The following is a 26,404-nucleotide window of genomic DNA, read 5'->3' on the forward strand; positions in this document are numbered from 1 at the left end:
CCCCGAGCGGGAGCTGACCGATCTCCGCGGGGGGATCGACAGCACGCTGACGATGCTGGGGCACAAGCTGCGGACCAAAGACATCGTCATCGAGCGGGCGTACGACCCCGATCTAGGGCCGGTGCCGGCGTACTCGGGCGAGCTGAACCAGGTGTGGACCAACCTGATCGACAATGCCGTCGACGCCATGGAGCGCGGCGGCGTGCTGCGCATCGAAACGCGGCGCCAGGGGCCGTTTGCGCAGGTCGTGGTGATCGACTCCGGCAAAGGCATCCCGCCGGACATCGCGACGCGCATCTTCGAGCCGTTTTTTACGACCAAAGGGGTGGGGGAAGGGACAGGGCTGGGGCTGGATATCGTGCACCGCATCGTAACGGTCCAGCACGCCGGCGCGATCCGCGTGGCGTCGGCGCCGGGGCGGACGGTGTTTACGGTGGATCTCCCGCTCGAGGCCGTGGCGGTGGCGGTATGAACGAGGCGCTTCCGCCCGTGCCCGTGACGGTCCTTTCTGGATTTCTTGGCGCCGGCAAGACCACCCTGCTCAACCGTATCCTGGCCCGCCCCGGCGGCCGGCGGATCGCTGTGCTGGTGAACGACTTCGGCGCCATCAACATCGACGCCGAGTTGATCGAAGCCGCCGACGACACGCTGATCGCCCTGTCGAACGGCTGCATCTGCTGCTCGATGCAGGAGGACCTGATGGCGGCGGTATGGTCCTTGCTGAACCGCCCTGAACCGCCGGAATACATCGTTATCGAGGCCAGCGGGGTGGCCGATCCTTCCGCCATCGCGCTCACGATTGCCGCCGCCGGCCGGCACGGACAGGTGCGCATGGATGCCGTCGTCACCCTGCTGGATGTCCTTGCCTCGGGTGAAGATCGCCCGCCGGAAGTCGATGCGCTCGTGTACCGTCAGTTGGAGGGTGCCGGCCTCGTCGTGCTCACAAAAGGCGAAGCCGCGCCGGCCGAAACGCTGGCGCGCGCCCGGGCGCTAGTGGCCGAGGTCGCGCCGCGCGCCGGCGTGATCGAACAGGTAGGCGACGATCCAGCCGCGGTGGTGCTGGACACGTCCTGGGGCGCTTCGCCGGTCGGACCGCGGACCGCCAGGCCGCCATTCGTCACCTGGAGCGCCGAGAGTCGAACGCCGGCGGCCTCGTTACCGTCCGTCACGCAGGCACTTCGGGCGCTTCCGGCCGGCATCCTCCGGGTGAAGGGCGTGCTCTGGCTGGCCGACCAACCGGATGGACGTGTCATTCTCCATCGGGTGGGCAGGCGGGTGGACGTGGCGCCAGGCCGGCCCTGGCGCGACGAACGGCCGCACACGCGCCTTGTTGCGATCGGCCTGCAGGCCTCCATGGATCCTGCGTCGCTGGATGCCTGGTTCGAGGCCTGGTTCGGCCCTCGGGTGGGCGGCCGTCCAGCGGCATCATTATAATCAGACGAACACCATGGAAGCACGCGGCCATCCTGTGCCAACTATCGTCGTGGTCGGCTACGCCGGCAGCGGCAAGACCACGTTGTGTCGGGCGCTCGTGGCCCGGGCGGGGCAATCGCACATGCGCTTCCGGGAACTGCCGGCGACCACGATGCTCACCCCCAATACGGAGGGCGAGCGCGTGGTGTACGATATCCTGCTCGGCCGCGAGCAATCCCCCCCTGACGCCATCGTCCTTACGATCGATACGCTCCAGGTGCAGCAGCAGTTGTATCTCCTCAGCCAGGTGATCGACCTCCGGCTGCCCGTCGTCGTCGCCCTCACGATGGGGGACCGCGCGGCGCGGATCGGGGTGGCCATCCAGCACGAACTACTGGCCGGCTTGCTGGACGTGGTGGTCGTGCCCGTGCACCCGGCGGAAGGAAGCGGCCTTGAACAGCTGAAACGCGCCATCGAAGAGGCCCTATCGACGAAACGCGCCTCCAGGCAACTGCACTGGCGCCCCTCGATGGGCCTCGCCGACGCCTACAATCACCTGGATCAGAAGTGGATCTTTACCCATCTGAAGCTGCACGCCGGCGCACGGCTCATCGAAGGGCTCCGCCTGCTGTCTTCTCCCCGCGCGGCGGAAGAATACGTCCACACCCCGGGGCACGCGGCGCTCGTCGCCACGCTCGAAGAGGCCCGGGCGAAACTGGAGGCGCGCCAGGAGAACTGGACCCTCGCCGAGGTGCTGCAACGGCACAACTGGGCCACCCAGATCGCCGGACAGGTGATCAAACATACGCTCCCGGAACGCCGGATGGATCGCCTCATGCTGCGGTTCCGCGCGGCGCCGGCGTGGTTGGGCTGGGCCTCGATCGGGGCCGCGGCCCTTCTGGGCGGGCTAGCGCTGTATTATGTGTTGGGGCGCTAATAAGATGGCCGCTGGCAGGTTATGAAAACGAACTTGCGGGATGGCAAACGCGCATGGAAATGGGTTTGCCTTTGCCTACACCGGCGACGTTTCCACGCCGCGGTTTCGGTGGACGGGTTCTATACCTGGAGGCAATCCCGGATCAGGGTTTCACACGTCGATACACTTCTTCGAGCTGGAACGTGCCGATCTTGCCCGAATGATGCCACAGGTCGCCTTCGATCAGCCAGGTGAAGGAGATGCGCGTGCCGACAAGCGGTGGGCTCGTGTGGTAATCGATGATCTCGGTGTACATATCCCCATCGATCTCGTAGCGACCGCCGCCGGCGGTGATTTCTTCGCCATCCGCGCTCTGACGGCCAAAGGCGAAGCGGGTTTCGGATAATAACTTGATTTGCTTCCGATTGCCGGGAAGCGATTCGCCCATCTTGAGAGGTTGTTCGACGCGATTGGGATGGATGAACGTTTGCGAGACCATTTCCCAGCTTCCGACAAGTGGGTGGGTCGGTGTTTCAGGTTGCTGTGCGCGGGCGCCCACGCCAAATCCCAACAGGAGCATGATCCAAAGACGTTTCATAAGGTACCACCTGTTTGTATATGTGAGTGCCTATTGCACCGGCGTTTAAGCTTCGCGGGCCGTATCGAGGCGGATGGGGCCGGAAGCGCTTCCATGGAATAATAAATGATGAGGGAGCTTCATGGGCCAGACTTCATTCATGGTAACTTAGCAGAGTGGATTAGTCAACAGGCGCCTGAAAACGAGGGGGCCGCAGGCGATCGGGATACGTGGCTCGGAGCGGCGGTTGGATCGCCTCATGATGCGGTTCCGTGCCGCGTCGGCATGGCTGGGTCGAGCCTCCATCGGTGCGGCCGGCCTCCTCGCTGGGAGCGTGCCGATGTACCTGCACGGGCGCGGATTACGCGCCGGCGAGTCAAAATATGACGCATCCACGGGATAGCTGATGCGCCCGAAATATCGTTATCTTCCGGCCGAGGACCCGCATCTCCTCTTTGGTCCGCCAACGCGGAATCCTATGAAGTGCATCCTGTTCGCCACTCTCAGCCTCGTTCTGATTCTGCCCTCCGCCTCCGGTCAGGCCCCGAGCTTTAAATGGGGGGATGTCCGCGCCGCGGACCTGGAGATGACCCATTATCCGGCGGATTCCAACGCCGTCGCCCTGATTCTCGCCGAACAAGGGCGAACCAGCGTGGATGAACAGGGCCGCGTGGAGTTTCGGCTCTTCCGACGCATCAAATTCCTCTCCGCAGCCGCCTATGACGCGTGGGGAACGGTTCAGCTCAGCTACTGGACCGGGAAAGACTTCCCCCAGTCGCTGGACAAGTTGCGCGCGCAGACCGTCAAGCTGGGGCCAAATGGCAAGGTGGTGGAGCAGGCGGTGTCAAAAAAAGACTTCTTCAAGGAGAAGGTGAGCGATACGGTTACGTCCTCGCGCTTCACGTTCCCGGCACTTGAGCCCGGCGTCGTGCTGGAGTATGAGTATGTGCTTTCGTCCGAAAGCCCCCAACACGTGCCGGATTGGTACTTCCAACACGACGAGCCGACGCTGTGGTCCGAGTACATGGTCACCTTCCATCCCCGCTTCGGCTTTGTACGGGTGACGAATGTGCCGGCATTCGACGTCGAAACGAGTAAGGTGCTTACCCGTCAGGAGGGCGCCTTGCAGGAAGTGCGCTGGGCGATGAAGGACCTGCCGGCGCTCCGCGCCGAGCCGTACACAACGACACTGGAGGACTACCGCGCGCGCATCCGTTTTCAGCTCTCCAGCTATGTAATGCCCGGCCAGGGCATCATCCCGATCATGAAGACCTGGGACGCGCTGGCGGAGGAGCTACGCACGGACGCGAACTTCGGCCAGCAGCTCAATCCCACCGGCGACGTACGCGACCTCGCCGCGCGGATCACGGCCGGCCTGACGACCCCCAGGGAGAAAATGGAGGCAATCCACGCCTATGTGCGTCAGTCGGTGACGTGGAACAGCGAATATGGATTTCTGAGCGATGTCGGGGACCTGGACACCGTGCTCCGACGCCACACCGGCTCCGTCCCGGACCTCGCGTTTCTGCTGATCGCGCTCCTCCGGGCGGTGGATATCGACGCGGATCCAGTGCTCATCAGCACGCGCGGCAATGGGGCGGTGGAGAAGGGGTATCCGCTCTACTCTCAGTTCGACTATGTGATCGCGCATGCCGTGGTGGGGGGCGCCTCGGTGCTGCTCGACGCCACGGAGCCGCTGGCCGGCCACGGCCTCCTGCCCCTGCGAGCCTTGAACGGACAGGGCTGGCTCGTCCGAGATCAGTCGCAGACATGGATCGAAGTGGCCTCGCCGGCCCGGCATGCACGGCAGGTGACGATCAAAGGGCATCTCGATGAGACGGGCGCCCTGACGGCTACGTTCCTCTCGGAAGACGGAGGATACGCCGGCCTGGAGCGTCGGAACGCCCTGGCGGAAGCGCCGGACGAGGCATCGTTCTTTCAGACGCAGGTCTTTGAGGAACGCCCCGGTATCGCGATCGACTCGATCCGGATCGAGCGGGCGGATAGCCTGGACAAGTCCATGCGGCTTTCGGCCTCGCTTGAGGTGGAGGGCTACGGCCAGGCCGCCGGCGATTTTATCTACCTCAGTCCCTACCAGTTCGAACGACTCACGGAGAACCCGTTGCGCCCCCCCACGCGGTCCTTTCCGGTCGACTTCGGGTATCCCAGCGATCTTGTGTATACCCTCGAACTGGCGCTGCCCGAGGGGTTTCGCGTCCAGGAAACGCCACAAAACATGAACCTGCGACTTCCGGAAAATGGAGGCTCGTTCAGCGTCCGCTCCGAAGAGGTGGATGGCGTGTTTAAACTCCAGTCGCGGCTGGTGTTGTCGCAGCCGCGGTATGCGCCGCGTGCGTACGTCGGTTTGAGAGAGTTCATGGACCGGGTGGTGGCGGCCCACGCGGAACAGGTCGTCCTCCAACGCACCGACGGGCAGTAGCCGGCGCCCCAGGCGTTCGTTTGCCATGCAACAGATGGATTGGCGGATCGTGCGGGTGGCGTTCTTCGGAGGCGCTCTGCTGGCCGTCCTCGCCCCTTGCTTCGTAGCCGCGCAGCAGCTTCCCGATGAGATCTCCGCCTCGTTTCCGGCCGCGCTCCTGTCGCCGGCCCTGGCCGACCTCGACGCCGGCGCTGTCGTCCGCGCGGACATACGGCGATTCGAGGTAAAAAACCACGGCGAGGCCGTGTACCAGGTACGACGAGTGGTGACGATCCTGGATGCTCGGGGGAGGAATGAAGGGCAACTGATCGTGGAGTACGACCGGCTCCGGATGTTGCGCAACCTGGATGGCCAGATCCGCGACGCCGGCGGCAAGGTGATCCGGAAGCTGAAAAAAAGCGACACCAACGATTACAGCGCCATCTCCTCCTACTCGCTCTACGACGACAACCGGATGCGCGTGGCCGAGCTGTACCACGACGTCTACCCCTATACCGTCGAGTTTATGTACGAACTCGACTTCGACGGACTCATCGGCTGGCCGGCGTGGTACCCCCTGGCGAGCGGGTGGCCCGTGGAGTTCACCCGGTATGAGGTGGCCGCTCCGGCCGACATGGCCGTGCGCCACGTCGCCGAAGCGCCGGTCGGCGAGCCGGCCGTTCGGTCCGATGGGCGCGTCACGACCTACACCTGGACGATCACAGCCATCGATCTGCTCGAAGCCTATGTCCGGGCCGTCATCACGGGCGACGCCGCGTCCGCCGGTGGTGAGGCCGTACTGCAGGTGGCTTCCGACCGGTTTCAGATTGAACGCTCCGAAGGGGATATGAGCACGTGGGAGGGATTCGGGGCGTGGTATGCCGCTTTGTCGCGGGGGCGCGACACCCTGCCGGCCGAGCTGGCGGCCGAAGTGGCCCGCCGGACCGCCGGCGTGGAGGATCCGATGGAGAAAGCGCGGCGCATCTACACGTACCATCAGGAGTCCACCCGCTACGTCAGCGTCCAGCTGGGGATCGGCGGCTGGCAGCCGTTTGATGCGGAATATGTCTACCGGAACCAGTATGGCGACTGTAAGGCGCTGACCAACTACCTCGGCGCGATGCTCCGCTCGGCCGGCCTGGATGCCGCGCCGGCGCTCATCCGCAACGGGCGCTCGGCCCCCGATCTTCGGGCAGATTTCCCCAGCAACCAGTTCAACCACGTCGTGGTGATGCTGCGGGTCGGGGCCGATTCGCTCTGGCTGGAGGCCACGGATGCGACGGCGCCCTTCGGGCACATCGGCGCCGGCAACGAGGACCGCTTTGCGCTCCTTGTCGGCGCGGAAGAGGGGGCGCTGGTTCGGACGCCGCGGAGCCCGGCGTCGGCGAACACCCGGCTTCGGGTCGGGGCCGTCGAGGTGGACGCGACCGGCAATGCCCGGGTCGATGTCGTCACGCGGTACGCCGGCCACCAGCAGCAGAACGTCCGCTACGCCCTTGCCCGCGCGCCTCACCGCGATCGGATGGACTGGCTGCGCCGCGCCATCGAACTGCCGACCTTTGACATTGAGCAGGTGGACTTCTCCAGCGTCGATCGACGGGAGGACACGCTCGCGTTGCCCATGACCCTCGCGTTGCCCCGCTACGCCTCGCGGACGGGAACGCGGCTGTTCGTCCAACCGAATCTCTTCGAACGCTCCGTCAGCGTCCCACCCGAACATTTCGGCTCCAACCGGCCGTATCTCCTGTCCTACGCCTTTCTGGATGTGGATAGCCTGCGTTTCCGGTGGCCGGCCGGCTATGCCGTGGAGACCATCCCGGAGCCCGTGGATCTCGATTCCTCCGTTGGTCGCTACACGATATCGATCGAGGTGGAAAGCGACGGAACGCTGGTGTACACCCGCCGGCTCGAAATCCCCGATCGCCGCATCCCGGTGGATCAGTACGATGCCTACCGAACCTTTATCGACCAGGTCGAACGCAACGACCGCGGCATGATCGTGCTGGTGAAACAGGGGTCGTGAGAGGGGTTCAAGGTTCGAGGTTCAAAGTTAAAGGAAGTCTCTCGATGTATCTTAATTTCAAATCTGAACCCTTTAATTAACCATTGATCCGCGCAGCCGCCCGGGATAGGTGGCGCGGATGAGCGCCCGGGCCAGAAGCCGGGTGGGGTCGATGAGCGGGATCCCGGCGGCGTTCGAGCCGGGGAGGGCAAGGGGCATTTCCGTGCAACCCAGAATGACCGCCTCCGCGCCCCGCGTCGCAAGGGCGGCGACGGCGTCGGCCAGGTCCTCCCGGGCCCGCTCGCTTACGGGGTTGACGCTGGCCTTGACGCCGTACCGCGGGTCGTAGACGGCGGCATGGACCACGCGCTCCTGCATCTCGGCGGAAGGTAATATGACCTCGATGCCCACGCGCACAAGCGCGTCGCGGTAGAGGCCGAGCCGGAACACCGAGGTCGTGGAAAGCACGCCGACACGGACGGGAGGATGTGGGAGCGTGGCCAGGTGCACGGCCGTCTCCTCAATCATGTGGAGAAGCCTGAGCCGGCTGCCGGCCTCCGCCAACCGGCTCCGGATGACATCGAAGATAACCGGCGCGTGGGCCGAGTTGCATGGGACGGCGGCGACGGTGGCTCCGGCTTGCTCCAGCATCAGCGCGATTCGCGCGATGGCGAATGCCGGGTTCGCGTCGACGGCGCCGAGCACATAGGCTGTTCGATCGACGATTTCGCCGGGAACGGAAAGCAGGGCGAGCGGGAGGTGCTCCTGGTCGGTGCTCGCCGCCGTTTCGTCGAACACCTTGCGCACGAGATCGAGGCCGGCGTACGGGCCCATCCCGCCAATGATGCCGATCATCGGCGGGGAGGTCGATTCAGCCATGTGGGGGCGGCATTAGCCGGCGATTTTCATCGCGGACGGGTCCCACGTATACGGCCGTTTATCGACGTAGCTCATGTTGGCGAGCAGCGTTGGCGCGGCGGCGCGGAAGCCGAAGGTGGCGTCTTCGTAAACGGGGCGGCCGTTGCGGATGGAGTCGAAGAAGTACGTAAAATGGTCGAACCGATCGTCGTAACCATCCGGAGCCTGATACTCCATCCGGCCCGTCATCGCCGGGGCGATGGGTGCCACGTAGTTCTTGCGAAGGTGATCGGCGAGACGTTTCTGTTCGGCCAGCGAGAAGGTGAAGGCCGAGTTGTAGCCGGTGATGATTTCGTCAATCGAGGGCTCCCATCGGCCGTTGCGCTCCACCGTCACGCTTGAGCCGCCGACCGTCATCACTCCTTCGTCCCCGATAAACTTGAAGTGGAAGCCGCCGCCCTGGCCGTCCACGAAGTTCGTCTGGAGGGACATGTTGAAGCCCGGGTGTTGCTCGGTTTCGGGGTAGGTGAAGAGGCTCAGGAGCACGTCCGGCACATCGCGGCCGTCCTTCCAGAACCGGAGGCCGCCCTGGGCCACGACGTCGGTGGGCCCGATGGCGTCCAAGGTGCGGTGGATCCCTGTAAAGAGGTGGACGTAGAGGTCGCCGGCGGTGGCGGTGCCGTAATCCCAGTAGTTCCGCCAACGGAAGAATCGCGTGGCGTCGAAGGGACGTTTCGGCGCGCTGCCGAGGAACCGGTCCCAGTCCACCGTCTGCTCGCTGGCGTCCGTCGGGATCGAGTACTGCCAGGCGCCGAGGGCCGAGTTGCGGTTGGTGATCGCCTCGATCATGTTCAGCGTGCCGATGGCGCCTTCTCTATACAGCTCGTGGGCCCGGGCGTAGAGGATGGAGCTGGCGTACTGGCTGCCCACCTGGAAGACCTTACCGGTTTCTTGCTGGACCTTGATGAGGTCGTGCCCTTCTTCGACGCGGTGCACCATCGGTTTTTCGCAGTATACCGCTTTGCCGGCGCGGAGGGCATCTTTGGCCATCGGCACATGCCAGTGATCCGGGGTGCAGATGAGCACCGCGTCGATGTCCGTCCGGGCGAGGATTTCGCGGTAATCGACGTAGGTGTCGACATGATCTCCGTATTTCTCCTTGACGTGGATCCGCCGGCCTTCGTAGAGGTCGGCCGCGGCGACAAGTTCCACGCCGGGGACGCGGAGCGCCGTGTCCGTGTCGATAAAGCCGATGATGCCCATCCCGATCGTGGCGATACGCACGGTGTCGTTAGGGGATAGGCGAGGATGGACCGGCATGGAGAGGATTTCGGCCCTGCCCGCGAGGGCCGGAGCGAGGCCGCCGGCGAGCACCGAGGTGGCAGCGGCTTTCTTCAAGAATGCGCGTCTGGTGTGCGGCATAAGAGTTCGTAGATGAAATGGGAGAGGTCGGTCAGGAGAGAATACGTATTTTCGTTGTCTCACCCAAGTGGCGCCCAGGCGGGGGGACCGGGGGGGACCTTGAAGTTTACGCAAACTACAGAGGGAATCGCCGATCGAGAAACCCTCTCGCGTGGCTTCGCGTTGACAGCACCTTTCAGGCGCCACGCCTGGCGCGCTCGCCACAGCCGAACGATGGTGGGGGCGTGCTGAGAGGATCCCTTGCCCGGTCGTCTAATGGCAGGACAGCGGCCTTTGAAGCCGTATGTGGAGGTTCGAATCCTCCCCGGGCAACACTGTCAATTAAATGCCGCCAGTGGAAAGCAGCGCCCGTTGCGGTTTGATGTGTCGATGTCTGCTCGCCCCGAGGAGACACGCGTCGCGCCTTTGCGCGCGGTTTTGGTTTAGTAGGCCGATAGGTCTGGAGCCCGGAGATGTCGGGTGACCGGAATTCTTGTTCAAGCGTCATTCAGGGCACATGCTTACATCGTTCAGGGGCCACCCCATCACGCTTTTTGCGGGTCGCTCCAATCCCATGCTGGCCGAGCGGATCGCGGAGTCGTACGGTCAGAACCTGGGGAATCTGATCATCAAGGAGTTTTCCGACGGCGAAATCTATTGCCGATACGACGAATCGATTCGTGGAACGGACATCTTCATCATCCAGAGCACGTGCCCGCCGGGCGAGAACTGGCTCGAGTTGCTGCTCCTTATCGATGCGGCGAAGCGAGCGTCCGCGGCCCGGGTGACGGCGGTGATCCCTTACTTCGGGTATGCGCGGCAGGAGCGGAAGGACCAGCCGCGGGTGTCGATCGCGGCGAAGCTGATGGCGAACATGCTGACGGTCGCCGGCGTGGATCGTATCCTCACGATGGATCTGCATGCCCCGCAAATTCAGGGATTTTTCGACTTGCCCGTGGATCATTTGTACGGGTCTGCTGTTTTTACGGACTATTTTCAGACACTGAATCTGACCAACCTGGTCGTCGTCGCGCCGGATATCGGCGCCCTCAAGATGGCCCGCGCGTACGCCAAGCGGCTCGGGGCGGATCTTGCGGTGATTGACAAGCGCCGACCCCGCCAGAATGAAGCGGAGGCGATGAATATCATCGGCGAGGTGGGAGGGAAGAACGTGCTGATCATGGACGACATCGTCGACACGGCCGGTACGCTGGTTAGTGCCGCGATGGCGCTGCGCCAGGCTGGCGCGCTCGAAATCGTGGCGGCCTGTACGCACCCGTTGCTGTCGGGGCCGGCCTACGAGCGCATCGAGTCGTCCGAGTTGACCCGGCTCGTCGTGACGGATTCGATTCCGTTGCGCCGGCCGTCGCCGCGGATCGAGGTGGTCAGCGTTGCTGCCATCTTCGCGGACGCCATCCGGCGTATTTACACGGATGAGTCGGTCTCAACGCTATTTCTACCATAAACACGTAACCGTCGCCGCAACGCGAGCGGTTCCGGCGAAGGCGCCGGCGCTTGTGCGGTATCCGAAGCCATGGAATTCAGAACGATCGAAGCCTCGCCACGCGGGGTAGGTAAAAAAGCCGCCCGGCAAACCCGGCTCGCAGGCAACGTCCCCTGTGTCTTGTACGGCCACAAGACGGAGCCCCAGGCCTTCAGCATGCCGGCCTTTGGCCTCTTTCAGCTCATCCGCACCGAGGAAACGCACCTCGTGAAGATCGATATGGACGGCTCGAGCTGGGAGTGTATCCTGAAGGAGATCATTTACCACCCGGTGTCTGACGAGCCGATCCATGCTGATTTTCAGGTGCTGCAGCGCGGCGTGAAGATCACCGTGAACGTGCCAATTCGTTATATCGGGACGCCGAAGGGCCAGATGGAGGGCGGCGTGACCCAGCACGTGCTCAACGAGCTCGAGGTGAGTTGCCTCCCGAAGGACATTCCGGGCCACATCGATGTCGATGTGACGGAGCTCGGCGTCGGCCAGTCGATCCACATTCGGGATCTGGACGTGCCCAACCTGGAGTTCGGCGGAGTGCCCAATCAGACGATCGTCTCGATTCTCGCACCCCGAGTGGCCACGGAGGCCGTCGACGGCGCCGCGGCGGCGACCCCGACCCCTGCCAAGGAGGCCATATAACGGTCTACACCCTGCGGCGGGACCGAACCCGGCCTGCTGGCGCCGGCCGCCTGGCTCGTTCATGGCATGGCACGCTCGAAACGCCTCATCGTCGGGCTCGGTAACCCGGGCGCCGAATATGCAGATACCCGGCACAACGTGGGGTTTATGGTCGTCGACGCGCTAGCCGCGTCTACGAAGATCGTCTTATCGATGGAGGCTGGTCCGACCCTGGTGGGCTGGACCAGCCTTCGTGGCTTTTCCGTAGGGTTCGCCAAACCCCTGACGTATATGAATCGGTGTGGCGGAGCCATCAAAGGGCTGCTGCGCCGCCATCAACTCTCGCCGGCCGACATGCTCGTCGTTGTGGACGACATCCATCTGAGCGTCGGCGCCGTCAGAATCCGCCAACAAGGTAGTGCGGGAGGACACAATGGGGTGCAAGACATCATTGATAGCCTCCAGACGAATGCGTTTCCCAGAATACGTATTGGGATAGGAAACGATTTTCCTCCGGGCCGGCAAGCCGATTATGTACTGGAGCCCTTCGATACAAGCCAAGCCGCTGCGATCGAGACGGCGCTCGGCGCAGCGCACGACGCGGCTCGCGTATTTGTTACCGAAGGCATCACCGTCGCCATGAATCGGTTTAACACCCGTTCCGCCGCGGATTGAGGCTGAACGGGTGAAAACAATATGTGATGTGTGCTGTAAAAACGTTCTTTACTTTTTTAGGTCATGTCCCCGGTTACACATTGGGCCCCATGCCATTCATAGGGGCGTCCAAGGATGCATAGCTAAGTTTTTACTCATTGTATGGATACATCCCTTCTTACCTATCTGATACCGTTGTCGGGTGTCCTGGCGTTGTTCTACGCCTATTTGAAATCGAGGTGGGTCAGCCGGCAAGATCCGGGTACGGCCGCCATGCAGGAAATCGCGGCGGCCATCGCGGAGGGTGCGCGCGCGTTTCTACGACGCGAATACCGGGTGCTAGGCCTCTTCGTGGTTGTTGTGGGCATCCTGCTAGCGTTAGCGAACAGCGGAAATTCCAACTCCTCGTGGCTGGTGGCCGTCTCCTTCGCACTCGGCGCGGTATGCTCGGGAGCGGCAGGCTTCTTCGGCATGTCGGTCGCTACAAAGGCGAACGTCCGCACGACGCAAGCCGCTCGCACCGGACTGGCTCCGGCGCTGAACGTCGCGTTTTCGGGAGGGCTCGTGATGGGCCTTTCGGTAGTCGGTCTCGGGCTGTTCGGCCTTGGTACGTTGTTTATCGTCTACGATACATTCACGGACTGGAACACGATCAAGATCATCAATGTCGTGACCGGCTTCTCGCTGGGCGCGTCTTCGATCGCGCTCTTCGCCCGCGTGGGTGGGGGTATCTACACCAAGGCGGCTGACGTCGGGGCCGACCTTGCCGGTAAAGTATACGAAGGCATTCCGGAGGACGACCCCCGCAACCCGGCTACCATCGCGGACAACGTGGGCGACAACGTAGGCGACGTCGCCGGCATGGGGGCGGACCTGTTTGAAAGTTATGTCGGCTCGATCATAGGCACCATGGTGCTGGGCGCCGGGGCGGCGTTTGTCTCGGGGCTTCAGGCGGAAGGGGGATCGGCGGTGGGCGCTGTGATGCTCCCGCTGGCGCTGGCCGCCGTAGGGATCGTCGTGTCGATCATTGGTTCCTTATTCGTACGCGTCAAGGAGGGTGGTAATCCGCAACAGGGTTTAAATATGGGCGAGTTTGGCGCCGCGGGCGTTATGGCCATCGCGTCTTACTTCGTCATCCAAGCCTTTCTACCGGAGTCCTGGTCGGTCGCCGGCATCACCTATACCGCGACCGGTGTTTTTATGGCCGTCGCCATCGGCCTGGCCGCGGGGGTGTTGATCGGGCTCGTGACCGAATATTACACCGCAACGACGACGAGCCCCGTTCGGGGGATCGCGCGCCAGAGCCTTACCGGGGCGGCCACCAACATCATCGCGGGCCTCGGCGTAGGGATGTACTCGACAGGTATTCCGGCCCTACTGCTGGCGGCGGCCATCATTGGGGCCGACTACTTCGCCGGCCTGTACGGCATTGCGATCGCGGCGCTGGGCATGCTCTCGGTTACCGGTATCCAGTTGGCGGTTGATGCGTACGGACCAATCTCCGACAATGCCGGCGGCATCGCGGAAATGGCGCACCTCCCACATGAAGTGCGCGAACGGACCGATAAGCTGGATGCGGTGGGCAATACGACGGCGGCCATCGGGAAAGGCTTTGCTATCGGGTCGGCCGCCCTCACGGCGCTGGCGCTGTTTGCGGCGTTTATGCAGCAGGCCGGCATCAGCACCATCGACGTTTCTCGCCCGGTCATCCTCGCCGGATTACTCATCGGGGCCATGCTGCCCTATGTGTTTAGTGCGATGGCCATGGGCGCCGTGGGCCGCGCCGCCGGCGACATGATCAACGAAGTCGGCCGCCAGTTCAGGGAGATTGCCGGCCTGCGGGAAGGGACGGCCAAGGCCGACTACGCGCGGTGCGTCGACATCTCCACCAAAGCCGCCATCCGCGAAATGATTGCCCCGGGCATCCTCGCCGTGGCGGTGCCGGTGATCGTGGGCTTTATCGACAAAAACATGCTGGGGGGTCTGCTTGCCGGCGTGACCGTGTCGGGTGTGCTGCTCGCCATCTTCCAATCGAACGCCGGCGGCGCGTGGGACAATGCTAAAAAGCTGATCGAAAGTAAGGTTACGTTCGACGGCGTCACCTACGGCAAGGGCAGCGACGTGCACAAAGCGGCTGTGACGGGCGATACGGTGGGCGATCCGTTGAAAGATACCAGCGGCCCGAGCCTGAATATTTTGATCAAGCTCATCGCTGTCGTATCTCTGGTGATCGCGCCCCTGCTCTGAAGAGCCCTCTGCTGTCGTGAGATGATAATGGGGCTTTTTGAAAGGCATGTGAAACACCAGGCCAGTTAAGGTGTGGGTACGAATGAACGAGCGGTAATAAGCCCCCAGAAGCGGTATTGTTATGGCGAAGGTAGACGTGAAAATGCCCAAGATGGGCGAAAGCATCACTGAAGGAACAGTCATCGTCTGGCACAAGAAGCCCGGTGACCGGATTGCACTGGACGAGCCTCTGCTCGAAATCGGCACCGATAAGGTAGACACCGAGGTGCCGGCATCGGCCGCGGGTGTCCTGCATACGATTCTGGTGGAGGAAGGCGCAACCGTGGAAGTGGGCTCGGTGTTAGCGATCATTGAAACGGAGGTAGACGCTGCCGGGGCCTCGTCGTCCGCGCCCCAGGCTCCGGCTCAGGCTCAGGCTCCGGCTCCGGAAAAAGCAGTTGCCGCGCCCCAGGCTCCGGCTCCGGGAAAAGCCCCCGCCATACCCCGGGCCCCTGCACAGGAAAAGGCCGCCGCTCCCGCACCGGTACAGGCTGCCAGCGTGAGGGGCGGGAAGGTGCCCGTCATCATGCCGAAGATGGGTGAGAGTATCACCGAGGGCACCATCATCGCCTGGCGAAAGAAGCCAGGGGATGTGATCGAACTCGACGAACCGTTGCTCGAGATTGGCACCGATAAGGTAGATACCGAGGTGCCTGCCGCTGCGGCCGGCGTGCTGGATCGGATCCTGGTGGCCGAAGGCGAAACGGTCGCCGTCGGCACCTTGCTTGCAATCATCCTGACGGGCGCCGGGGCGCCCGCGGAAGCGCCGGCTCCGAGCGCCGGATCGCCCAATGCGGCGCCGCCTAAAGCATCTTCCCCGGGCGCGTCTGCGTCGGACAATGGCGCTCAGCCCTCAGCGACACCATCCAGCCCCGCGTCCCCCATCGAGGAAGCGACCGAGAGCCGGTTCTTGTCTCCGCTCGTCCGCTCTATCGCTGAAAAGGAGGGACTGTCGGCTGGCGAACTGGCCGGTATTTCCGGGAGCGGGCGCGAGGGACGGATCACGAAACAGGACATCCTAGCGCACCTCGCTACGCGCGGGGAGGCGCCTGCGGTTGCGCCCACGCCTTCCCCGGCTTCCGCGCCGGCCCGGGTGGTCGCGCCGGTACGCAAGGAGGCCGATTTCGGCGGGCGCGTCGAGATTGTCGAGATGGATCGGATGCGGCAAATCATCGCCGAGCACATGGTTCGCTCCAAGGCGACCTCCGCCCACGTCACCTCCTTTGCCGAGGCGGACGTGACAAACCTCGTCCGCCTCCGGGATATCAACAAGGAGGCATTCCAGACGCGGGAGGGGGTAAAGCTCACGTTCACCCCGTTTATGGTCAAGGCCGCCGTTGAGGCTCTGCGCGAACATCCCATCCTGAACGCCTCGGTGGATGGCACCCGGATCCTCATAAAAAAAGACTATCACATCGGCATCGCCGTTGCCATCGATGCGTCGCGGCTGGTCGTTCCCGTCATTCGCGACGCCGGCCAGAAGAACCTCGCCGGCCTGGCGCACGCCGCGAACGACCTCGCGACCCGCGCCCGCTCCAAGCGCCTGCAGCCGGACGATCTGCAGGGCGGCACGTTCACTGTCACCAACATCGGCTCGGTGGGCAGCGTCATGGGGACGCCCATCATCAACCAGCCCCAGGTGGCCATCCTCGCGACAGGCGCCATCAAGAAACGCCCCGTCGTCATCGAAGACCCCACCCTGGGCGACGTGATCGCCATCCGCCACATGATGTACATCTCGCTGTCCTACGACCACCGCGTGATCGATGGCGCCATGGCGGCCTCGTTCCTGCGCCGATATGTCGGGCTGCTGGAGGGCTTCTTGCCCACGATGCCGCTCTGAGTGGCAGTCGGGGACTTTTTTTCGCCGGAGCAAAATCCGTTATTGAAAAAGTAAAATAAACGTCGTTCCTTGGGGCGGCTTTTCGCCGCCACCTCGGACCGCCACAGCGTGTGCCGAATCGTTTAACTGATGCGCGCCGTGCCGGCAGGACTCTATGGCTAAACCCGTTCCGATCGATACCTCGCTGACACTCACCGTGGCCGAGTTGAACCGGCGTATCGAGGATTTTGTCAAGGAGTACCTGAAAGAGAAAAGTCCGGAGACGAGCGGCACCTACCGGCGCTCGTTGAACGAATTCCAGCGGTGGTTTGCACGGGAGGAGGGTCGGTTTCGGTTTACGCCGGATGACGTGGAGGCCTACAAGACGTATCTGATGGGCGAACGCGGCCTGCACCAGGTGTCGGTATCGACGTATCTCACCGCGCTGCGCCGGCTCTGCCAGTATTTGATGGACATCGGCCTGATCGCGGATAATCCCGCCCGGGCGGTAAAGGGGAATCGCCGGCCCAATACGCACTCGCGAGCAGTGCTTACGCAGGGCGAAATCGACGAATTGCTCGGCGTGATCGAGCAGGTCTCCCATATCGGCTTGCGTGATGCGGCGCTCATCCACATGATGCTTTATGCTGGTTTAAGCGAGATCGAACTCATCCGCGCCAACGTGCAGGACCTCGAGCAAACGCTACTCGGGTGGTTTCTGCGGGTCCAGGGGAAAGGGCATACATTGAAGGATCAGCAGGTGCCCATCGACCAGCCGGTCATGGAGAAGGTGCAGGCCTACCTCGCCTCCCGTCAGCGGGTCCATCCCGAACATCCCCTCTTCGTCTCTCACGGGCATCGTTCGGAAGGCCAACGGTTGAACACCCGCTCCGTGCGCAGCCGGATCAACCTGCACCTGAAATCAGCCGAGATCAAGCGCCGAGGCGTGACACCGCACAGCCTCACCCACACGGCGGCCCTCCTGTGGCTGAACAAGGGGATGTCGTTGGAGGAAGTCCGCCAGCGGATGCGCCACGGGACGTTGGAAACCACGATGATTTATTTCAAAAAACAGGGACTGTTAAACCTCGACTCCGAAGAGCTGAAGAAGCTGAACCTGTGATCGACGATCCCGTCTTCTACTTCTTTGCGGTCCTTGCCATCCTCGTTTCCGGTATCGCCAAGAGCGGTTTTGGCGGGGGGCTGGGGATCCTGGCGGTGCCGATCATGGCGCTGGCGATCGAGCCGGCCCGGGCCGCGGCGATTCTGTTGCCCATCCTGTGCCTCATCGACGCGGTGAATATCTGGCATTACCGCACGAAGTGGGACCGCGCCAATGTTCGCATCCTCCTGCCCGCGGGCCTGCTCGGTGTGCTTATCGGCGCCTTCACGTTCCGCTACCTCTCCGATGCGCACATCCGCATCCTGATCGGGGTGATCGCTGTCGTGTTCTCGGTCAATTCGCTTCGGAAACGCGCGGACGCGCCGCCCCGGGGCCCGGATGTGGTCCGCGGCACCTTCTGGGGCTTGATTGCCGGGTTCACGAGTTTCGGGGTGCACTCCGGCGGCCCGCCGGCGAATGTATACCTGCTGCCACAGCGGCTGGATAAGTCCGTGTTTGTCGGCACCCTGGTGGTCGTTTTTACCACGCTCAATTTTGTAAAGCTCATCCCTTACGCCATGCTCGGGCAACTCAGCCTCAGCAACATGACCACCTCCCTCGTGCTGGCCCCACTCGCGCCGGTCGGCGTCTGGATCGGCATTCGCCTGCACAACCTCGTCAACGAGCGCGTGTTCTACCCCCTCGCCTACGCCTTTCTCCTCATCACGGGCATCAAACTGCTGTACGACGGCATCGTGGGCCTGTAGGAGGCGGGAACGCAGAAATATGTGTTTAACGCGTTGAACGTTTTCAGATCACAAGACCTTTCCCCACTTTGTACTTTAATACTTCGGACAGTTTACAAAGGAGTGCGCTGCCGCGTGACAATTCAGGCCCTTCCTCGAATCGAGGAGGGGCCTGATCGTCAGGAACGGTCGAGCTACAAAAAGTGTCCGAAGTATTATACTTTTCACTTTTCACTTTTCACTTTGCATTTCTCCATGCGGTACACCCTCGTCGATTGCAACAACTTCTACGTCTCGTGTGAGCGCTTTTTTCGGCCGGAGTTAATGGAGGTGGGATAGTGGGTTATCATGGGCTGGAAACCTGAAGGCGGCGGCGCTATATTCTGGAGTCCACACCGGGCCTCCTCACTATCTGGTGCGCATCATGATCTTTTCCTCTCGTCGCGACTTTCTCAAAACAGCGGCTGTAGGTGCGGCCATGCTGGGTTCTTTTGCTCCTACAGCCCCCGCCTCGGCCATGGCGCGGCTCGGCCGGACGAGAGCTCCGTTGGGCGTCGCCCTCGTCGGCCTTGGCTACTACAGCACGGACTTGCTGGCGCCCGCTCTGCAAGAGACCCAAAACGTCCGCCTCGCGGGCATCGTTACGGGCACGCCGGCCAAGGCCGATGCGTGGTCGGCGAAGTATGACATCCCCCGGCGCAATATCTATTCGTACGACACCTTCGACGCCATCGCCGACAACCCGGACATCGACATCGTCTACGTGGTTCTGCCGAACGTCATGCACGCGGAATACACCATTCGGGCGGCGCGGGCGGGCAAACATGTGATCTGCGAGAAACCGATGGCGATCACGGAGGCGGAGTGTGCGACGATGATCGAAGCCTGCGACAAGGCCGGCGTGACGTTGTCCATTGGCTACCGCATGCAGCACGAACCGACGACGCAGGAGGTGATGCGCTTCGCGCGGGAGAAACCGTTTGGGGGCGTGCAGTTCGTGACGGCCGGTTCGGGCTATCGCGAGGGCCGGGCAGATAACTGGAAAGTGAAAAAGGCCATGGGCGGAGGCGTGATGATGGACATGGGCGTCTATTCGCTCCAGGCGTGCCGCTACGCCGCCGGCGAGGAGCCCGTTTCCGTGTCCGCGCAGACGTTTGTCACCCGTCCGGAGATCTTCAAGGATGCCGACGAAATCACGTCCTTCCAGCTGCAATTCCCGAGCGGCTTCGTGGCCAACGCGCACACGAGCTTCGCTGGCAACATGAATCACCTGGAAGTCCGCTACGAGCGCGGGTGGCTCAAGATGGATCCATTCCAGGCCTATCGCAACATCCGAGCGGTAAGCCATGAAGGGCCGCTGTCCATGCCGGACATCAACCAGCAGGCGAGGCAGATGGACGATACCGCCGACGCGATCGTGAACAAGACGCCCGTACGCGTTCCCGGCGAGGAAGGCATGCGAGACATGCGCATCGTCGAAGCCATCTACCGGTCCATCGCGGCCGGCGGCGCCACCATGCCCCTGTGACAGCAGGCGTCGGGGGGCGTCACCGGTTGCCGTGGGGATCGGATTACAGGGTTCGCATCAGACGGTAGGCTCCCAGCCCGGTTCGTAGGTGCGGCCCCACATCTGCTTCATGATCGCGTCGTTTTTGACGTGGCCGTTGGTCGGGTCGCACTCGAGCGTCGTGCCCGTATACTGCGCGATGTTGCCCAGGTGGCAGAGGAGGACGCTTTGGTGGCCCATCTCGATCGGCGTATTCAGGCGCTTGCCGTCGCGCACGGCGTCGACGAAGTTCTGGATGTGGATATCCGTGAGCCCGTCGGCGCCGACGGTGTTGAGGGCGTCGGTGCTTTCCTGGCGCATCTGGCGCTTGATCTCCTTGCCGGCGAGGTCGTACACGATGTAGCCCTCGCGATCCAACAACACGGTGCCTTCGGTGCCGTGGATCGTGGCGCCCCGGCCGCGGTCGTAAAATGGCAGGCCGTTGCAGCTCCGCCCTTCCCAGGTGATGGTCTTGCCGCCGGCGAAGTCGAACGACATCACCTGCGTGTCATAAAATTCCCAGTCGTCGTTGAAGTGGAACCGGCCGCCGTTGGAGGCGACCCGCACCGGGTAATCTACGCCGAGGGCCCAGCGGCAGACGTCCACCTCGTGGGTGCCGTTATTGAGCGACTCGCCCGTGCCCCAGTTCCAGAACCAATGCCAGTTGTAGTGGACGAGGTTATCCTGGTACGGCCGGCGCGGGGCGGGACCCTGCCAGAGGTCGAAATCGAGCCAGGAGGGCACCTCCATAGATTTCCCTTTGCCGATGGAGCCCCGGGTGTTGGCGTACCAGCACTTGGCATACCGCGCCTCTCCGATGAGCCCTTCATGAATGGCCTGGATGATCTCGATCGACTCTGGCGCAGAGCGCTGCTGGGTACCCATCTGCACCACTTTCCCGTATTTCTTCTGGGCGGCGATGAGTAATTCCCCTTCCCGCGGGTTGTGGCCGCACGGCTTCTCGACATAGACGTGTTTACCGGCCTGCATGGCCATCAGCGCCGCCGGCGCGTGCCAGTGGTCGGGCGCGGCGATGACCAGCGCGTCGATGTCGTTGCCATCGAGGAGCGAGCGGAAATCCTTGACGCCCTTCGGTTCGCGCGTCTGCCGCTGGCGGACGTCCGCGATACTTTTTGCCATGGCGCGCTCGTCGACATCGCAGATAAAACCCACTTCCGAACCGGTTGTCTGGGCGAATGCGTTGGCGAGGGCGCCGCCCCGGCCATTGACGCCCATCACGGCAACGACAACGGTGGAGTTGGCGGAGCGGGCGCCGCGAATCGAACGGAAAGGACCCGTTAGCCCGAGGCCCAGGCCGGCAGCGGTGGCTGTTTTGACAAACGTTCGGCGGTCGATGGGTGCGTTCATCCTGCGATCTCGTTAGCGTGACAAGTGACGGGCGCTGGTAGCGTTTCCGATGGTCGGCCGGGTAAGCTACGAACCGCGACCGACAAGAGACAGATGGCGCCAGTGCAATTGTATGTAACCAGTGTAACGGTATTAAACTAAAAGGCCGACTGGCCGGCAGGGGAGCGCCTCGCCGTGGCCCGTTATTTCCACCAGAAGGTTAATGCGGCGATGCCGCTGCCGATGATCAAAGAAGCATCCTCTTACTTCTTCATCTGTTCCTTGCGATCATGATTAGTGCATGGAATATGCGTCTTCTGGGACGCAGCGGTATCGTCGCCTTCTTAGCCGGCATCACCGGTTTCGCCGCCTCCTGATTCGACCCCGAGCAACCGGTATGTATTGGAGCCACCCTCGTGGGGGCGCTGCTTACGCTCACCGCCGTGGTGATGACGGCGCGATCCGACGCCGATGCCGCGGGCCCGGTCGCAGAATCCGCGCTCGCCGGCCCGTTCTCGCACAAGCGGCGTTCACTGGGCAGCATTTACCTGACGGAGCGGTCGGACAAGCTGCCGTTCACCGAAGCAGATGAGGCGTTTCTTCGCGTGGCCTGCACCGTTGCCGCCGTGTTTATCAACGAAAAGTACGCGACCATGTCGTGCACCAGACGGTCGATGCGATTCGCAAGATCGTCAACAGGGTCAACGAATCGGCGGCGTCGCCGGCATCGCGGAATCGAGCGCGACGCTCCAGGAACTGACGGACCGCCTGGGCGGCACCGTTAGCCGTTTCGACATCGGCGAGCATCGCCCCGCGGTCTCGGCAACGGCAGACGTCTACGCCCATCGTGGGTAAATCACCGCGAGGATAAGCCCCCCGCTTGCCCCCCGGCAGGAGAGGCCCTGGCGATTGCCGCTGGGGCCTCTCTCATTTCTTTTTGGGGGGTCAGGCTTTTTTAAATCCTCAGGCCGGCGGGCGGGGCTCAGCCGGCCGCAGTACGAGATGGAAATTGACCCGTTCACCCTGGCGGTGGAGGTTGCCCGGGGCGGTTGGGCGACGGTCAGGCATCGCGTTGAAACACCCACGTCGTCATCGCGCGCATACCCTGGACGACGGTCGTCTTCAGGGGGTCGAGCAGCGTGCCGCCCAGCTGTCGGGTCGCATCCACTAGCAGGGCTTCATCGACGAGAAACCGATCGGACCCGTCAGGCAAGCGATGCCACCGCCCATGGAGAGGCGTGACGGCGTGTTCGACTCCGATGGTGGAGGCGAGGCGGGCGAAGAAAAGACCGCCGGGGCGGAGCACGCGCGTCATCTCCCGGATCATCCCCTCGAAATGAGATTCGTCGCGCGCGAAGTGCAGCACGGCACTGCAGATCACAGCGTCAAAACGGGCGTCGGAATAAGGCAGGCCGGCGAGGTCGGCGGTCTGGAAGCGTTGGTCTGGATCGGACACGCCCAGCCGGCCGGCGAGGCGCCGTATGGAGGCGATTGCCGCCTCTTCTTGATCGACACCGAAAACATCGAACCCCTCGTTCATAAAATAGACGAGGTTACGGCCGCGGCCGCAGCCGGCGTCGAGGATGGAATGGCGCGTGTCGAAACGTCCGCGCATGAGTTGATCGAACAAGTAGATGTCGATCTGGCCAAAGGTGTCGAGCAGACGCGAGGCGATGGACCGGGGCTCGGGCATGGGATGACGGGCGCGCGGTCAGACGGGCCTGGTGTGCGCCGGCTCCTTGCCGGCGTACCAGTCCCGGAGCGGCGTGAGGTAGACCATGACGAGGGCGATGACGTTGAGGGTCGTTCCGATGGGGGCATACCAGAGGCCGGCGACGAGCGCGACGGTGAGCGCCACGCGGCCCCAACTGAAGCGCCGGAGGAACGCAAAGGTTAGCCAGAGTAACACGGCGCCATAGCCAATGAAGATAAAGCCGACGGTGGGGCTTTGCGGGTCGAGCCCGGCAGCCGCTACCCACTCCGCCCAGACGCCCATGAGCAGCGGCCGGCCCTGCGAGAGCATATGGATGCCCTCGACGATCATGAGACCGCCGCTGAGCAGCGTGATGACGAGGACAAACCAGCCGATCCACGGGACAGGGGTGGCGGTGCGCATGAGCGTATGATGAAGTGATTCAAGATAAAAAAAGGAAGTCAGCATGTAATGCGCCCGCTGAAGTTCAACGCGGTAACGCGTTTATCCGGTCGATGCTTTGCATCAGGGAGCGGCCGTTGTGGTAGGCGCCTTTCCAGATCTGGGACTTGGGATCGGTTTTTCGTTCTGGGGAGGCATCGAGGCCGTGGCTGTACCAGTCGCCGTGTTCGGTATCGATCAGGTACTGCTGGATGTAGCGCCACTGCTGCGTGAACAGATCCAGGAATCGTTGCCGTTCCGACGGCACATGTTGGGCCATTACCATAAACGTCGTGAGGGCCTCGGCCTGGGCCCACCAGGTTTTAGTAGCCAGGACGATGGTCGGGTCCGTCTCGCCGGGGAGGTAGTAGCCCATGTCATAAAACCCGCCCGTTTCGGCGTCCCAACCATACTCGAGGGCGTGTTCGACCATCCGCCGGCCGACCGTCAGCGTGGTGTCCAGCGGTAGCCCGAGCGCCTCGGCGGCGTCGAGCATGAGGAAGGCGGTTTCGACATCGTGACCGAAGGAGACGTTGTCGAGGGAGTAATGGGCCTGGCGGACGGCCTCGGTGGAGTCGCGGAAGGAGAGCGGCTGCCAATCGCGCGAGAAAAAGAGGCGGAGGTACCCTTTTTCGTCGGTCATGGTGTCGCGGATGAGGTAGAGCATCTCGGCGAGGCGCCGGCGGACGCGTTCGTCGGGCCACACGCGGTACAGCTCGGTAAAGGCCTCCATGAGGTGGATGGAGCTATTCTGGTCCTTGGGCGGCGTGCGGTCAAAGCCGGCCATCTGGGGTGTGCCATCGGTCGCAATGAACTGGAAGTAGCCCCCGTATTCGGGGTCATAGCTGTGGGTTTCGAGCCAGTCGAACGCGCGTTGCGCGAGGCGGAGCGCGTTTGTGTCGCCCGAGGCGCCGGCGTACGCAGCGAGGCCGTAGATGGCGAACGCGTTGCCGTAGGCCGTTTTGAACCGGTTCGAACCCTCGGTGATGCGTACGCCTTCGCGGGAGACGAGCTGATAAAAACCGCCGTGGAGGGAATCCCACATGACCTCACCCAGGAAGCGGGCGCCGTGGGCGGCAAGGTCCAGGTAGCCGGCCTCCGGGTACCGTTCCGCCGCTTTCGCGAGGGTCCAGACGTGCCGTGCCTGGGTAACGATCATCTTCTGCTGGTCGCCTTCCTGGCGCCAGTCGTACGTAAAATCCGTCAGGTAACCGCCGTGTACGTCATCGATTACACGGGGATACCAGGCGTCGAGCAGCTGTGTTTTGAGTGAGAATTGGAGCTCTTCGACGAGGGAGAGCGCTTCACTTTCAGGCGGCGATTGGCAGGCAAACCCCCAAAAAACGAGCGGAATGACCGTTATCGAAAAGAAAAATTTCCCAGCCCTGCGCATTTTTTTTTACAAATGATTATCATCGCATACGGCGAGAAACACGCCGCTGTAAGAATACTCTGGTCAGACGTACCCGGTTGGGCCCCCCGTTCACCCCTTGCAACGCCTGTTCAGGGAGTCTACGCGGGCCAAGGCGTCAGTAGGTTTGACCGCTCATTTTTTACGTACACACACTTATGCCAACTGGAAAAGTTAAATGGTTCAATCCTGAAAAAGGGTTTGGATTCATCATCCCGGATGAAGGCGGTCGCGACCTGTTCGTGCATCTTTCAGCGGTGAAAGGGATGTCCTTCGGCGACTCACTCGAGGAAGGACAGCCGGTCGAATTCAACGTTCAGGAAACCCAGAAAGGGTTGCAGGCCGTCGACGTCAAACTCACGGACTGAGCCAGCCTAGCTCCAAAGCCGATCCCAGGATCGATCCTCGTCCCATTCCGGAGTGGGTGCAAAATAGGCCTCGCCTTCGACCAGGTGTTCTTTGATCACCTCTGGATTGAGTTCGATGCCCAGCCCGGGCGTTTCGGGCACAGCGACAAAGCCCTCTTTGTTGAGCGGCTTGTCAATGCCCGTCACCAGGTCTTCCCACCAGGGCACTTCAACCGAATGATGCTCGAGGGCGAGGAAGTTTTGCGTGGCGGCGGCGCAATGGACGTTTGCCATAAATGAGATCGGCGAGCCGGCGAAGTGCATGGCCATGGCCACGCCCCGCTCCTCGGCGTAGTCTCCGATCTTCTTGGTCTCGAGGATGCCGCCCGCCGAGGCGAGATCCGGCTGGATCATGTCGACCGCCCGTGCATCGATAAGTTCTACAAACGCTTCTTTCAGATAAATGTCCTCACCCGTCAGGGTGGGGACGTTTACGGCTCGGGTGATCTCCTGCCACAGCTCGGTATATTGCCAGGGCACGAGGTCCTCTAACCAGGCCATCTGGTAACGTTCGAGGGCGTTGGCCAGGCGGATACATTCGTTGACGCCGACGTGTCCGAAGTGGTCGGCGGCAAGCGGCACCTCGTACCCGACGGCTTCGCGCACGGCAGCAACGAATTCGGCGAGGAGGGCGATGCCTTTGTCGGTTATCTGCACCCCGGTGAACGGGTGCATCTGCTGGCCGTAGGCCTGCCAGTCGAAGTTCAGCGGCGTAATCAGCGCGCCGGGCACGTCGCGGACGAGCCCGATGCCGAGGTCCATCTTGAGGAAAGTGAAGCCCTGATCCAGCCGGCCCTTGAGGCGTGCGGCGAATTCCTGTGGGTCGCGGGACTGTGTGGTGTCCGTATACAGCCGGACTTTATCGCGGTATTTTCCTCCAAGCAGCTGGTATACCGGGACGTCGTACGCCTTGCCGGCGAGATCCCACAGGGCCATCTCCACGCCCGAAACGCCGCCGCCCTGCCGGCCGTGGTGCCCGAATTGCTTGATCTTCTTGAAAACCCGCTCCACATTGCAGGGGTTCTCGCCGAGCAGCCGACTTTTGAGGAACAACGCGAATCGTTTGCTGCCGCCGTCACGCACTTCGCCATATCCCGAAATCCCCTGGTCGGTGTCGATCCGGATGATGGGCACCCGCATGGGCGCGTCCTTGATCTCGGCGATCCGGAGGTCCGTGATCTTAAGCGTGGACGGACTGGAAAAGCGGTTGACGTGCTGGCTGGCGAACGCGACCTGGTCTTCCG

22 protein-coding genes and 1 tRNA gene are annotated in these 26,404 nt (G+C 62.7%); 15 read left to right on the forward strand and 8 right to left on the reverse strand.

Annotated elements, in window-relative coordinates; genetic code table 11:
• The 3 genes from SH809_20160 to SH809_20170 all read left to right on the forward strand — a co-directional run.
• Nucleotides 1-472, forward strand: a 472-nt coding sequence (locus tag SH809_20160) for an ATP-binding protein (GenBank protein ID MDZ4702036.1), incomplete at its 5' end; no start/stop codon positions are given.
• Nucleotides 469-1,434, forward strand: a complete 966-nt coding sequence (locus SH809_20165) for a GTP-binding protein (GenBank protein ID MDZ4702037.1) — start codon at nucleotides 469-471, stop codon at nucleotides 1,432-1,434. The genes SH809_20160 and SH809_20165, both read left to right, overlap by 4 nt.
• Before the next feature lie 13 nt (nucleotides 1,435-1,447).
• Entirely contained in the window at nucleotides 1,448-2,350 is a 903-nt protein-coding gene (locus SH809_20170) for a FeoB small GTPase domain-containing protein (protein ID MDZ4702038.1), read from the forward strand.
• 142 nt (nucleotides 2,351-2,492) lie between these two features.
• Here SH809_20170 and SH809_20175 read toward each other — a convergent pair whose 3' ends face one another.
• Nucleotides 2,493-2,927 carry a hypothetical protein gene (locus SH809_20175; GenBank protein MDZ4702039.1) on the reverse strand — a complete coding sequence of 145 codons (435 nt, stop codon included), beginning with the start codon at nucleotides 2,925-2,927 and terminating at the stop codon, nucleotides 2,493-2,495.
• A gap of 457 nt (nucleotides 2,928-3,384) precedes the next feature.
• On the opposite strand from SH809_20175, the gene SH809_20180 reads away from it, so the two are divergent.
• Nucleotides 3,385-5,346 carry a DUF3857 domain-containing protein gene (locus SH809_20180; GenBank protein ID MDZ4702040.1) on the forward strand — a complete coding sequence of 654 codons (1,962 nt, stop codon included), beginning with the start codon at nucleotides 3,385-3,387 and terminating at the stop codon, nucleotides 5,344-5,346.
• 25 nt (nucleotides 5,347-5,371) lie between these two features.
• Complete coding sequence (locus SH809_20185; GenBank protein MDZ4702041.1) at nucleotides 5,372-7,348, forward strand: DUF3857 domain-containing protein; 1,977 nt, start codon at nucleotides 5,372-5,374, stop codon at nucleotides 7,346-7,348.
• A gap of 72 nt (nucleotides 7,349-7,420) precedes the next feature.
• Here SH809_20185 and SH809_20190 read toward each other — a convergent pair whose 3' ends face one another.
• Entirely contained in the window at nucleotides 7,421-8,206 is a 786-nt protein-coding gene (locus SH809_20190; protein ID MDZ4702042.1) for an amino acid racemase, read from the reverse strand.
• Between the two features lie 12 nt (nucleotides 8,207-8,218).
• On the reverse strand, nucleotides 8,219-9,607 hold the full coding sequence (locus SH809_20195; protein ID MDZ4702043.1) for a Gfo/Idh/MocA family oxidoreductase: 1,389 nt from the start codon (nucleotides 9,605-9,607) through the stop codon (nucleotides 8,219-8,221).
• A 241-nt stretch (nucleotides 9,608-9,848) separates the two neighbouring features.
• Between SH809_20195 and SH809_20200 the strand changes: the two genes are divergently transcribed.
• The 9 genes from SH809_20200 (at nucleotide 9,849) to SH809_20240 (ending at nucleotide 19,843) form a co-directional block, all read left to right on the forward strand.
• Nucleotides 9,849-9,919, forward strand: a tRNA-Gln gene (locus SH809_20200).
• A 184-nt stretch (nucleotides 9,920-10,103) separates the two neighbouring features.
• On the forward strand, nucleotides 10,104-11,051 hold the full coding sequence (locus SH809_20205; protein ID MDZ4702044.1) for a ribose-phosphate pyrophosphokinase: 948 nt from the start codon (nucleotides 10,104-10,106) through the stop codon (nucleotides 11,049-11,051).
• Nucleotides 11,052-11,120: 69 nt separating this feature from the next.
• Nucleotides 11,121-11,726: a 50S ribosomal protein L25 gene (locus SH809_20210; GenBank protein MDZ4702045.1), complete on the forward strand. Its 606-nt coding sequence runs from the start codon at nucleotides 11,121-11,123 to the stop codon at nucleotides 11,724-11,726.
• Between the two features lie 66 nt (nucleotides 11,727-11,792).
• On the forward strand, nucleotides 11,793-12,380 hold the full coding sequence (pth, locus tag SH809_20215; GenBank protein ID MDZ4702046.1) for an aminoacyl-tRNA hydrolase: 588 nt from the start codon (nucleotides 11,793-11,795) through the stop codon (nucleotides 12,378-12,380).
• Between the two features lie 141 nt (nucleotides 12,381-12,521).
• Nucleotides 12,522-14,606 (forward strand): sodium-translocating pyrophosphatase, encoded by a 2,085-nt coding sequence (locus tag SH809_20220; GenBank protein ID MDZ4702047.1) that lies wholly within the window; start codon nucleotides 12,522-12,524, stop codon nucleotides 14,604-14,606.
• 121 nt (nucleotides 14,607-14,727) lie between these two features.
• Nucleotides 14,728-16,488, forward strand: a complete 1,761-nt coding sequence (gene sucB, locus SH809_20225; GenBank protein ID MDZ4702048.1) for a 2-oxoglutarate dehydrogenase, E2 component, dihydrolipoamide succinyltransferase — start codon at nucleotides 14,728-14,730, stop codon at nucleotides 16,486-16,488.
• Between the two features lie 154 nt (nucleotides 16,489-16,642).
• Nucleotides 16,643-17,590: a site-specific integrase gene (locus SH809_20230; GenBank protein MDZ4702049.1), complete on the forward strand. Its 948-nt coding sequence runs from the start codon at nucleotides 16,643-16,645 to the stop codon at nucleotides 17,588-17,590.
• Nucleotides 17,587-18,336, forward strand: coding sequence for a sulfite exporter TauE/SafE family protein (locus tag SH809_20235; GenBank protein ID MDZ4702050.1), 750 nt, complete (start codon nucleotides 17,587-17,589; stop codon nucleotides 18,334-18,336). The genes SH809_20230 and SH809_20235 overlap by 4 nt, the downstream gene beginning before the upstream one ends.
• Nucleotides 18,337-18,739: 403 nt before the next feature.
• A complete protein-coding gene (locus SH809_20240) occupies nucleotides 18,740-19,843 on the forward strand; it encodes a Gfo/Idh/MocA family oxidoreductase (GenBank protein ID MDZ4702051.1) in 1,104 nt (367 codons plus the stop codon).
• 57 nt (nucleotides 19,844-19,900) lie between these two features.
• Here SH809_20240 and SH809_20245 read toward each other — a convergent pair whose 3' ends face one another.
• The 4 genes from SH809_20245 to SH809_20260 form a co-directional block, all read right to left on the reverse strand.
• Nucleotides 19,901-21,229 (reverse strand): Gfo/Idh/MocA family oxidoreductase, encoded by a 1,329-nt coding sequence (locus SH809_20245; protein MDZ4702052.1) that lies wholly within the window; start codon nucleotides 21,227-21,229, stop codon nucleotides 19,901-19,903.
• A 1,039-nt stretch (nucleotides 21,230-22,268) separates the two neighbouring features.
• Nucleotides 22,269-22,901 (reverse strand): class I SAM-dependent methyltransferase, encoded by a 633-nt coding sequence (locus SH809_20250; GenBank protein MDZ4702053.1) that lies wholly within the window; start codon nucleotides 22,899-22,901, stop codon nucleotides 22,269-22,271.
• 18 nt (nucleotides 22,902-22,919) lie between these two features.
• Nucleotides 22,920-23,324: a hypothetical protein gene (locus SH809_20255; protein ID MDZ4702054.1), complete on the reverse strand. Its 405-nt coding sequence runs from the start codon at nucleotides 23,322-23,324 to the stop codon at nucleotides 22,920-22,922.
• A 64-nt stretch (nucleotides 23,325-23,388) separates the two neighbouring features.
• Complete coding sequence (locus SH809_20260; GenBank protein ID MDZ4702055.1) at nucleotides 23,389-24,735, reverse strand: AGE family epimerase/isomerase; 1,347 nt, start codon at nucleotides 24,733-24,735, stop codon at nucleotides 23,389-23,391.
• 176 nt (nucleotides 24,736-24,911) lie between these two features.
• Here SH809_20260 and SH809_20265 point away from each other — a divergent pair, with 176 nt between their 5' ends.
• Nucleotides 24,912-25,121 (forward strand): cold shock domain-containing protein, encoded by a 210-nt coding sequence (locus SH809_20265; GenBank protein ID MDZ4702056.1) that lies wholly within the window; start codon nucleotides 24,912-24,914, stop codon nucleotides 25,119-25,121.
• 6 nt (nucleotides 25,122-25,127) lie between these two features.
• On the opposite strand, the gene SH809_20270 is transcribed toward SH809_20265, so the two are convergent.
• Nucleotides 25,128-26,404 (reverse strand): mandelate racemase/muconate lactonizing enzyme family protein (locus tag SH809_20270; protein MDZ4702057.1); only part of this gene is annotated, 1,277 nt, incomplete at its 5' end.

The sequence above is a fragment of the Rhodothermales bacterium genome (assembly GCA_034439735.1).
Taxonomy (GTDB): domain Bacteria; phylum Bacteroidota; class Rhodothermia; order Rhodothermales; family JAHQVL01; genus JAWKNW01.